This is a genomic window from Methylotenera sp. (assembly GCF_013141425.1).
In the GTDB taxonomy this organism is placed as follows: Bacteria; Pseudomonadota; Gammaproteobacteria; order Burkholderiales; family Methylophilaceae; genus Methylotenera.
The window spans coordinates 1-9,994 of record NZ_JABFRA010000002.1 but is presented as its reverse complement, the minus strand read 5'-3'; the positions used below and the strand labels follow the sequence as shown (position 1 = coordinate 9,994).

Genomic DNA, 9,994 nt, shown 5'->3' with positions numbered 1-9,994 from the left:
CAGCAGCTTTCAAATCGGCATATGGAAACTTGCTATCTTCTTGCTTGGTTTCCTGTATGCAAAGTACATCAATCGGATTGTCGCGCAACCAGTCCAATACATGCGGCAGGCGCACATTCAGTGAGTTCACATTCCAAGTAGCTAGTTTCACGATTAAATCTCAATTAAGGTTTAAGGCATTTTAGCATGCGTTAAAAATTGCATATTTTGTAACTTAAGCAATTTAAATCAAGACAGGTTTACTGTGTTAAAGTCACGCTTTTTTGAGCATTATGACGTGATTAAAGCCGCAATATTTGATATGGATGGCCTGCTGATTGATTCAGAGCGTATCATCATGCAAGCTTGCATCATCGCCGCCAAGCAAGTCGGCATCACCTACACCCAAGCGGAATACGTTGAGTTGATTGGTCGCGCGGGACCTGACTCTACACGCATCATGGTTGAACAATTAGGTGGCGTGCAAAAGTTTAATCAAGTGATGCAAGGCTTAGATGCTTTGCTAGCAGAGCACAATCATACCTTTCCACTCAAACAAGGCGTGCTGCCCTTGCTCAAACATTATCAAAGCACTAACGTCATTTGTAGCGTTGCCTCATCTTCGCCTATACATCATATTACTCATCGTTTGAGTCATGTTGGCGTGTTCGACTACTTCAGCTATATTACCAGCGGGCAAGAAGTCACACTAGGCAAGCCAAACCCTGATATTTACTTATTAGCGATTAAGAAATTGGGTCTTAAGCCAGAACAATGTATAGCTTTTGAAGATAGTGAAAACGGCGCTCGTTCTGCCATTGCAGCAGGTTTAAAAGTGGTTGTAGCGCCAGATTTAAAACAACCGAGTGACTATGTGCGTGAACACTGTCACCAAGTAGTGGCAAGTCTTGAGGATTGGCTAATTTAAAGGTTTAAGCCACCAAACTTGCTCTGTGGCGGGGTGTTTGCCTTTAAGGCCGTCAGGCAATGTCTCAGATGCAAGCAAAGTTAAGTCGTATGCTATTTGGTAATGCTGTTTAACTTCACCTGTACAAATTGAAAAGGGTGGGCCTTCATGAATGGTTTGGTCATATTCAAAGCAAATCAGCAATTGCGGTGCGTTGTGAGTGAGCGCCATTAAATGCGCAGAGTAAGCTTTGCGCATATCTTCAGGCAACGCCACTAAAGCCGCACGGTCATACACTGCATCTACCTTGCCTAACATGGCAGGCGTGACTTTAAAAATATCACCCACAAACATATCAATATTATCTGCGCTATAATGTGTGATTTCATCCAGATTGGTGATGTTAGGCGTTAAATTAAGCTGCCTAAATAAATCTTCAATCGCAAGCTCGCTTAACTCAGCGCCAGCAATGCGGTAGCCCTGAGCAAGCAACCAAGCAATATCTAAAGTTTTACCACACAACGGTAAAAATACACGTGGACCTTGTGGCAAATTAAGTGTTGGGAAGTATTTAACCAACAAAGGATTAGCCTCAGGCAAGTGAAAGCCAATCTCATTTTTCTCCCATTTATTATGCCAAAAGTCGTGTTTCATCATTCTCCATTCGTAGGTTGGCCACTTGTTTGCCCACGTAAGCAGTGTTACAAGTATAGCTACGCGTGGTTTAAAGAACCCACGCTACTTGGTTGTACAAGCCCCCAGAGCTGCTGTGCGAAAGTGGTAGCCCGCGCGCCAAGATCGATCAGGTTTTTCGTTAACTTTGGAAAGTCCTCGCCCTCAAAGCGAAACTCACGAACGACATGATCATCGTTGTTGAAATCCAGCTTCATGAAGTCAAATCCGCCATTCGTCGCGGAAACACTTGCAATGGCACCATGTATGAGGTCATGACGAGTCGCGCTGAGACTGCGAAAGTCAGCAATTAGATCCTCCCCATCAGCGCGAAATCGAGCCAAGGTAGGTAGTTTTGCGAAACATTTCTCGATGAACTTCAGCTTGGTTTCCAACATCATAGGCAGGTGCTTCGAGAGAGCCATACCACCAAGATGCTTGTACAGTACACCTGTAGCTAAGTCGAGCGATTGCTCAGCTTGACCCCATTGGACTACCACGAAGCCTACTGCCTTGAACAAAGCATCCAACTCGTCGTTGTCGAAATAGGTTCCACCTGGGCTAACGGGCATGAGATCTCTATCGTTTTGCACACTGCCGAGCCGTTAGCCATGTTGGATTGGCAACTAGTTTACCCACACGGTTAGCTAGTCTAAGCATCACCCAGCCATCCCATTATGTCTTAAGAGTGCATCCATACTAGGCTCTCTGCCTCTAAACGCCACAAACGATTCCAACGCGGGGCGGCTTCCACCTTTTGCCAGCACTTCATCTTTAAATAGTTTGCCAGCTTCGTGTGAGAGTACGCCCAACTCTTCAAATAGGCTGTAAGCATCGGCTGATAATACTTCTGCCCATTTGTAGCTGTAATAACCTGCCGCATAACCACCTGCGAAAATATGACTAAAGCTGTTAGGAAAGCGGTTCCATTTTGGTGGTCTTACCACGGCAACCTCATCGCGAATTTGCTCAATTAAATCTAGTGCAGTTTGTTTTCCATTTGGGTCAAATTCGCCGTGTAGGCGCATATCAAATAGTGAGAACTCGATTTGGCGCATGGTTTGCATACCCGCTTGAAAGTTTTTCGCGGCAACCATTTTATCGAACAACTCGCGCGGTAGTTGCGCGCCAGTTTCAACGTGGGCTGTCATGTGGCGTAGCACATCCCATTCCCAGCAGAAGTTTTCCATAAACTGACTAGGTAACTCAACTGCATCCCACTCCACGCCTTTGATGCCCGAAACGCCGTATTCATCTACTTGGGTGAGCATGTGATGCAGGCCATGACCAAATTCGTGGAACATGGTATTGACTTCATCGTGCGTGAATAAAGCAGGCTTTCCGCCGACAGGGGCAGAGAAGTTACAAGTTAAAAAGGCAACAGGTAGTTCAATGCCATTGGCCTTTTTGCGACGGGTAATCGCTTCGTCCATCCATGCGCCACCACGTTTGTTATTGCGGGCGTACAGGTCTAAATAGAAATAGGCGATAGGTTTGCCAGTGGCATCGTTAATTTGGTAAAACGCCGCGTCTTCATGCCAAAGCGGTGCTTCAGCCTTTTGTACTTGTACGCCAAAGATGGTTTCGGTGACTTTAAATAAGCCAGCAAGCACTTTGATCTCAGGGAAATATTGCTTCACTTCTTGGTCTGAAAATGCGTATTTTTCTTCACGTAACTTTTCGCTTACATAGCCAACATCCCACGATTGCATATCATCAATATCTAGTTTTTTAGCGTAGGCGGTGAGTTCTTGCATATCACGTTCGGCATATGGCTTGGCACGTTTAGCTAGTGTGTCTAAAAAGTCCGTCACTTGCTTTGGGCTATCGGCCATTTTGGTGGCGAGTGAAAGCTCGGCGTAGTTCTTAAACCCCAGCATTTGCGCTTCTTCTTTTTTCAGTTTAAGAATATCGCTGATTAAGCTAGTGTTATCCCATTCAGGATTGCTAAATTCAGAAGCGCGGGTGGCATAAGCACGGTAAAGTGTTTCACGCAAAGCGCGATTATCACAATATTGCAACACTGGTAGGTAAGAAGGGAAGTGAAGGCTAAATTTATAACCTGTTTTGCCGTCTGCTTTTGCTGCTTCAAGCGCGGCTTCTATGGCATCAGCTGGCAGTCCAGCTAAATCGCCCACATTTTCTACGTAATGCGCAAAGTCATTGGTGTTGTCCATGATGTTTTCTTCAAACTTAGAACCCAGTTTTGAAAGTTCTTCACTCACCGCTTTAAAGCGCGCTTTTTGCGCCTCGGGTAATTCTGCACCGCCAAGTTTGAAATCACGCACCTCGTTATTGATAATTTTTTGTTGTGTTGGCGTCAGGCTTGTAAACGCAGCGCTTGCTTGAATGGCTTTGTACTTGGCGTAAAGTCGCTCATCTTGCGACATGTCACTGCCGTAGTCAGTCAGTTTGGCCAAGTTTTCGTTATAAGCTTCACGTAACTCAGGGCTATTCACCACGGCATTCATGTGGCCCACTTGGCTCCAGGCGCGGCTTATTTTTTCGCTATGGTCTTCTAGCTTAAGGGCAAAATTTTCCCATGTTGGTGCTTCTGTTGAGGTCGCTAATGTTTCAATTAGGGCGCGACCTTCCGTTAGTAAGCTATCAATGGCAGGGCCAACATGTTCAGGTTTGACTTCATTAAATTTTGGTAAGCCAGCAAGATATAACAATGGGTTTGACACAGAATATTCCTTAAACAGATTAGTTGATTAAGCGCAGCGCGAATGGATAACGATATGCTTCGCCCCTGCTAGTGGAGATGGCGGCGATTATGCATAAAACAATATTCAATAGCCAAATAATTGGGATTAATAGAAAACCAATGAGTACCCATACCAGAATGCCAGCTACTAGTTGGGCTATTAGTATGGTGATTTGAAAATTTAGCGCCTCTTTTGCCTGATTGGCAAGGTATTCGCTGTCATCTTTTTTCAGTATCCACACAATGAGTGATGGGATAAACCAGAATACTGTACCTCCGAGATGAGTTACCGTGGCGATATTTTTCTCGTCATTGCTGGGTGAGCTGTCCCAATTTTCATTAATTACTTCGCTATCTGTTTCGTTAGACATACTCATTCCTTTAGAGGTAAACAAAGTTTGCTAGGGTCTTGGGTGCATTCTTAAATCTGCAATTCGATTCAATTTAGCGACTTGAGGTTCAATTTTTTCGATGTCAGTTAGATTTAGAATCTTGCGTGAATTAGCACTGAGTGCGCTGAGCTGGCTATGCAGAATCTGTTGTTTGACGCTCAGAATATGCGACGGATGCATGGAAAGTTGACGTAATCCCATTCCAATCAACAGCTTGGTCAATTTAGCATCGCCCGCCATCTCACCGCAAACAGAAACGGATTTACCTAATTTGTCGCCTGCTTTGATGGTCATAGCGATTAATTTTAATACCGAGGGATGTAATGGGTTGTATAGATGCGCCACTGCATCATCGGTTCGATCAATCGCTAACGTATATTGAATTAAATCGTTGGTGCCAATCGATAAAAAGTCTAATTCATGTGCAAAGGCTTCGGCATTAATCGCGGCGGCGGGGATTTCGATCATGCCACCCAGCGCGATTGTTTCATTAAATGGAATGCCTTGTTTTCGCAGGCTAAGTTTGGCGCGTTCAAGTAGCAGCTTGGTTTGGCGTAACTCAGAAAGTGTTGAAAGCATTGGCACCAAGATTTTAATGTTGCCGAAATGTGAGGCGCGTAAAAGTGCGCGTAATTGCGTATGAAAAATCTGTGGCTCAGCCAAGCAAAAACGAATTGCCCTTAAACCAAGTGCTGGGTTAGCGCAGGTGACTACGGTGTCAGGATTCATTTGTTTATCGGCACCTAAATCCAAGGTGCGTATAACAACTACATCACCTTTCATGGCCTCCGCCACCGCTTTATAAGCTACAAATTGTTCTTCTTCATCTGGCATTTCGCGCCGATTCATAAACAAGAACTCGGTGCGGTATAGGCCGATACCAGTCGCGCCTGCAGCTCTTGCTGCAACAACGTCTTCAGGAACTTCAATATTAGCGAATAGTTCGATACTAGCACCGTCCAATGTGACGGCTTTAGCGGATTTGATGCGTTGTAGCTTTTGTTGCTCGAGTTCCCATTGTTCCTGACGCAACTTATATTCCGTCAGAATGTTCTTGTCGGGGTTAACAATCACCACCCCTTGCTTGCCATCCACAATTATCAATTCACCATCGTGAATTAAATCACGGGCTTTTTGCAGGGCAACAATAGAAGGAATATTCAGGCTACGCGCTAGAATAGCCGTGTGCGAGGTTACACCACCGACATCGGTAATAAAGGCTGCAAACTCATGTTGTTTGAATTGGATGGCATCCGCAGGAGAGATATCATGCGCGACTAGAATGAGTTTTCGCTCTTCACTCAGCGCACTCAATTGTTGCTCGGTAGCTAATTGGCTCGGGTGGCCGAGCAATACTTTAATGACGCGTTCAACGACCTGAACAACATCTTGTTTTCGCTCACGTAAATACTCGTCTTCAATTTGTTCAAACTGCTCAACGATATCATCCATTTGCAACTTGATTGCCCACTCGGCATTGCACTTTTCGTTTTGGATGATGGTTTTTGGAACCTCAGATAAAGACTTATCCGCCAAAATCATTAAATGTGTGCCAATGAACGCACTTAATTCAGCAGGCGCATTTTTACGTAAGCTACCGTTAATTTCTTCTAAATCAGCTTTAACAGTTTGAACGGCATTTTCAAAACGCTTGATTTCGTCACTAATCAAATGGTTGGGCAATTGATAATGCACAACTTCCAGCAGCGCATTTGAAATTAAATGCGCTTGTCCAATGGCAATGCCGCTGGATACACCTACGCCATGGAGACTAAAGCTAGTCATTGAGTAGATTTTCCATAAGAGATAACTTTTCTAGCCATAAACTTTATTCGCCTTCGCCGAAATAGTCGGCGATTAATGCAGTCAGCGCATCAATTGCGGCTTGTTCATCAACTCCACTTGCATCCAACGTAATAAATGACCCTTTTGCAGCAGCCAACATCATGACGCCCATGATGCTTTTAGCATTAACTCGGCGTCCATTGCGGGTGATGCCAACATCACTGGCAAACTTGCTGGCAGTTTGCGTGAGTTTGGTAGAGGCACGCGCATGTAAGCCTAGTTTATTGATAATTTCTACTTCAGTACTAATCATTCTTTAAGCCTAATTGTATTTATAAGTATTTTTAAAATGATGCATGCTATTTTACGGCTCATAGCGGTCGCAATGTTCACGATCAAAATGCACCACGCCTTCCCGTCCACCGCTAATGGCTTTTTCTACTAATGCCATCAGTGATTCATGTCGGTAAGTCATGGTACGCACAATCATTGGCATATTGACACCTGCGACGCCCTCAATCTTGCCAGGAACGAGTAATTTACTCACAATATTGCAGGGCGTTGCGCCATACATGTCGGATAAAACTAAAACGCCATCACCATGATTCAACTCGTCTACCAATCCACGTGCTTTTGTAAGTAAATTATTCGGGTCATCATCGATATCTACCGCAAGAAATGCTAATTGCCTAGGTTCATTGCCAATGACATGTTTAGCACACTCTTTCAGGCTTTCACCTAAACCGCCGTGTGCAATAATTAAAATACCAATCATTTTTATCTCAACTTTAAATTTTCTAAAACTAACTTTATGGTTTTTATGCCAGCTCTCGATGTCTTGTCAGTACTTTTTGCTTAGACAAAAAGTATTGGCTGAGTTGCTCAACAAAGTAAACGGAGCGATGCTGGCCGCCTGTGCAGCCAATTGCCACAGTTAAATAACTACGGTTGTCTGTCACAAAGCAGGGTAGCCACTTTTCAATGTATTGTTTAATATCGCGCAACATCTCTTGAGCGTTGGCCTGTTTATCCAAAAATAACTGCACCTCGGCATCACGGCCAGTCAGGTCGCGTAATTTAACGTCGTAATGTGGGTTCGGTAAACAGCGAATATCAAACACAAAATCTGCATCTAGCGGAATGCCATGTTTAAAACCAAACGAGGTAAATAGCAAAGTCAGGCCCACATGGTCGCTTGAAACCGCTTCTTTAATCCAAGCCCTGAGCTTATTAGCGCTGATGTGGCTGGTATCAATCACATGGCCAAGATTCCCTAGATTCGCCAGCAACTCACGTTCAATAGCAATGCTTTCGGCGAGCGTGGTAGTGTCTTTACTGAGCGGATGCTTACGCCGCGTTTCACTAAATCGTTTAACTAGCGTCTCCGCATTAGATTCAAGAAAAAGTACCTGCGTGCTAATGCCCTGTAATTTTAATTGTTCAATATGTGCAGGTAGCGTTTCAATGGCAGCACTGCGGCTGTCGATACTAATGGCAACACGGTCATAGCTGGCACTGGGGTTGCCTGTGTGCCTGGTTTCAGATTGCAGATGTTCGGCTATCTGCGGCAACATAGTGGCCGGTAAGTTGTCTATGCAATAATAGCCACTGTCCTCAAGCGCATGCAAGGCAATACTTTTGCCCGAGCCAGAAAGTCCAGTGAGGATGATGAGTTGTTTCATGTCATTATTTTGTCTTAGCCGATTTTTTCATTTCGCGCAGTTGACGCTGAGTGAATTGCTTCGTCGCATTAATCCCACGTAATAATAGCATGTGGTTACGAATTGCAACTTCCACTAATACCGCAATATTTCGGCCAGCCGCGATAGGGATTTGTACTTTTGGAATTTTTACGCCTAACACCTGCTCGCTCAATGTTTTAATTTTGAGTCTATCCAACAAATGGGGCTCTAATTTCTCCGCCATCTCCAGCTGAATAATCAGGTCAAGTGGTTTGGTTGGCTTCACTGAATTATCGCCAAAAAGCGCACGAATATTCAAAATACCCAAACCGCGGACTTCGATAAAATCTTGCAATAGCGGTGGACAGCGGCCCTCAACACGTTCAGGTGAAATACGGAAAAAATCCACAATATCATCAGCAATCAACCGATGTCCACGTGAAATAAGCTCTAAAGCCAGCTCACTCTTACCCATGCCAGCCTCGCCCTTAATGAGCGCACCAAAGCCCTGCACCTCCATAAACACGCCATGCATGCTGACTGATTCAGCAACAGCCTGCGCTAGAAAGTGATTCAGTATGTCCATCAACTCAGGGCTGCGTAGCGTCGAAGTAAACAGAGGCGTGCTGTGTTTATTAGCCGCCGCTATCAGCGTATCCGGCACTTTTTCACCATTGGCTACAATCACGGCAGCCAAATCGGTTGAAAATAAATTTTCAATCGCATGATCAGCCTCTGCGACTTTTAGGCTACGTAAATAGTCCATTTCTGCACAGCCCAACACTTGCACGCGGTTTGGGTGCACAAAGTTAAGGTGGCCGATAAGTGCCAACGAAGGTTTTGAGACGGTTTCGCTAGTGAGGGAATTTAACCCGCCGTTAAGTCCGGCAATCCAATTAAGTTTGAGCTTACGGCGGGTTTGTTTGAATAGCTCAGCGACGTTTATTTGAGCCATAAAAAGATAACAAAAAATTATTCAATGTTCTGGTGCTTAACTGCGCCATTCGTTTTGTGATGATCCGCATGTTTTTCTTTATGTTTCACCACTTGACGGTCTAGTTTGTCTGTCAGCATATCAATTGCGCTGTACATGTTGTCGTCTGTGCAGGCAGCATGTAAATCATTACCAGGAACATGCAATGTAGCCTCTACCTTTTGGATAAGTTTTTCTACACTCATGGTCACTTTGACATCGATAACATGATCAAAGTGGTTGCTAATTCGCCCTAATTTGCTTGTGACATATTCGCGTAATGCAGGAGTTACTTCTAAATGATGACCAGTTAATTGTAAATTCATGACTTGCTCCTTTTTAAAATATTCTCAAAGTCTGAACATCCAAAAACCAACAATATATGAAAATTTCTAGGATTTCAAAACTTTTCGAACAATTTCAGTTTACTACTTTAATTCAAGTCTGTGCTAGTGGAATAAAGAATATTTTTGATGCTTATTGCCACGACGAATTGAATACGTCTTTAATTACAATAAGCAAGGTAATCATTAATTCAGAGTAAAAAAATTGGTGATTCACGGATTAAATTCAATGATTCGTTGGGTAGCCGTTAGCTAACGCCACCCTGAACTCGTTTCAGGCTTTATTCCAACGTTAACCCGATTCAAACACTCGAACACATGCTCTGCAAGCCAATATCCATGCGGCTCCCAGAGCATCATTAAAAGTGCCATTCAAAGCCAGTCAGCCCTGTGGTTTTGTAGGAGCGATGCTTCATCGCGAAAACTTTTAACCATTCGCGGCTACTAGCCGCTCCTACATAAAAAATAAAGCTTCTCTTGGCTTAGAGGGGAAAAGCCAAGAGAAGTGAGTGCCTATTGTGGCAGGTTGTACAAGGCGCCAGAAGGCCAACCG

12 protein-coding genes are annotated in these 9,994 nt (G+C 44.2%); 1 reads left to right on the top strand and 11 read right to left on the bottom strand.

Annotation, left to right across the window (positions count from 1 at the left end):
* Positions 1–151: endonuclease/exonuclease/phosphatase family protein (locus HOO90_RS00070; protein ID WP_292838219.1), on the bottom strand; the 151-nt coding region annotated here is incomplete at its 3' end.
* 126 nt (positions 152–277) lie between these two features.
* On the opposite strand from HOO90_RS00070, the gene HOO90_RS00065 reads away from it, so the two are divergent.
* Positions 278–907 carry an HAD family phosphatase gene (locus HOO90_RS00065; protein WP_292838218.1) on the top strand — a complete coding sequence of 210 codons (630 nt, stop codon included), beginning with the start codon at positions 278–280 and terminating at the stop codon, positions 905–907.
* On the opposite strand, the gene tmpT is transcribed toward HOO90_RS00065, so the two are convergent.
* From tmpT to raiA, 10 genes are all read right to left on the bottom strand, one after another.
* A complete protein-coding gene (gene tmpT, locus HOO90_RS00060; protein WP_292838217.1) occupies positions 899–1,540 on the bottom strand; it encodes a thiopurine S-methyltransferase in 642 nt (213 codons plus the stop codon). The genes HOO90_RS00065 and tmpT overlap by 9 nt on opposite strands.
* 59 nt (positions 1,541–1,599) lie before the next feature.
* Positions 1,600–2,130, bottom strand: a complete 531-nt coding sequence (locus HOO90_RS00055; RefSeq protein ID WP_292838216.1) for a hypothetical protein — start codon at positions 2,128–2,130, stop codon at positions 1,600–1,602.
* Between the two features lie 87 nt (positions 2,131–2,217).
* Complete coding sequence (locus HOO90_RS00050) at positions 2,218–4,245, bottom strand: M3 family metallopeptidase (RefSeq protein ID WP_292838215.1); 2,028 nt, start codon at positions 4,243–4,245, stop codon at positions 2,218–2,220.
* Positions 4,246–4,264: 19 nt separating this feature from the next.
* Positions 4,265–4,636: a DUF4870 domain-containing protein gene (locus HOO90_RS00045; RefSeq protein ID WP_292838214.1), complete on the bottom strand. Its 372-nt coding sequence runs from the start codon at positions 4,634–4,636 to the stop codon at positions 4,265–4,267.
* 30 nt (positions 4,637–4,666) lie between these two features.
* Positions 4,667–6,442 carry a phosphoenolpyruvate--protein phosphotransferase gene (gene ptsP / locus HOO90_RS00040; protein WP_292838213.1) on the bottom strand — a complete coding sequence of 592 codons (1,776 nt, stop codon included), beginning with the start codon at positions 6,440–6,442 and terminating at the stop codon, positions 4,667–4,669.
* Positions 6,443–6,485: 43 nt separating this feature from the next.
* Positions 6,486–6,755, bottom strand: a complete 270-nt coding sequence (locus HOO90_RS00035) for an HPr family phosphocarrier protein (protein WP_292838212.1) — start codon at positions 6,753–6,755, stop codon at positions 6,486–6,488.
* Positions 6,756–6,806: 51 nt separating this feature from the next.
* Positions 6,807–7,217, bottom strand: a complete 411-nt coding sequence (locus HOO90_RS00030) for a PTS fructose transporter subunit IIA (RefSeq protein ID WP_292838211.1) — start codon at positions 7,215–7,217, stop codon at positions 6,807–6,809.
* Between the two features lie 43 nt (positions 7,218–7,260).
* Entirely contained in the window at positions 7,261–8,124 is an 864-nt protein-coding gene (gene rapZ / locus HOO90_RS00025; RefSeq protein WP_292838210.1) for an RNase adapter RapZ, read from the bottom strand.
* Positions 8,125–8,128: 4 nt separating this feature from the next.
* Positions 8,129–9,079, bottom strand: coding sequence for an HPr(Ser) kinase/phosphatase (gene hprK, locus HOO90_RS00020; RefSeq protein ID WP_292838209.1), 951 nt, complete (start codon positions 9,077–9,079; stop codon positions 8,129–8,131).
* A 17-nt stretch (positions 9,080–9,096) separates the two neighbouring features.
* Positions 9,097–9,423, bottom strand: coding sequence for a ribosome-associated translation inhibitor RaiA (raiA, locus tag HOO90_RS00015; RefSeq protein ID WP_292838208.1), 327 nt, complete (start codon positions 9,421–9,423; stop codon positions 9,097–9,099).
* Positions 9,424–9,994 lie beyond the last annotated feature (571 nt).

Bases quoted from the DNA above. Each gene is read 5' to 3' on its own strand.
- tmpT (WP_292838217.1), bottom strand. From the start codon at position 1,540: ATGAAACACGACTTTTGGCATAATAAATGGGAGAAAAATGAGATTGGC.
- HOO90_RS00055 (WP_292838216.1), bottom strand. From the start codon at position 2,130: ATGCCCGTTAGCCCAGGTGGAACCTATTTCGACAACGACGAGTTGGAT.
- HOO90_RS00045 (WP_292838214.1), bottom strand. From the start codon at position 4,636: ATGTCTAACGAAACAGATAGCGAAGTAATTAATGAAAATTGGGACAGC.
- ptsP (WP_292838213.1), bottom strand. From the start codon at position 6,442: ATGACTAGCTTTAGTCTCCATGGCGTAGGTGTATCCAGCGGCATTGCC.
- HOO90_RS00035 (WP_292838212.1), bottom strand. From the start codon at position 6,755: ATGATTAGTACTGAAGTAGAAATTATCAATAAACTAGGCTTACATGCG.
- HOO90_RS00030 (WP_292838211.1), bottom strand. From the start codon at position 7,217: ATGATTGGTATTTTAATTATTGCACACGGCGGTTTAGGTGAAAGCCTG.
- rapZ (WP_292838210.1), bottom strand. From the start codon at position 8,124: ATGAAACAACTCATCATCCTCACTGGACTTTCTGGCTCGGGCAAAAGT.
- hprK (WP_292838209.1), bottom strand. From the start codon at position 9,079: ATGGCTCAAATAAACGTCGCTGAGCTATTCAAACAAACCCGCCGTAAG.
- raiA (WP_292838208.1), bottom strand. From the start codon at position 9,423: ATGAATTTACAATTAACTGGTCATCATTTAGAAGTAACTCCTGCATTA.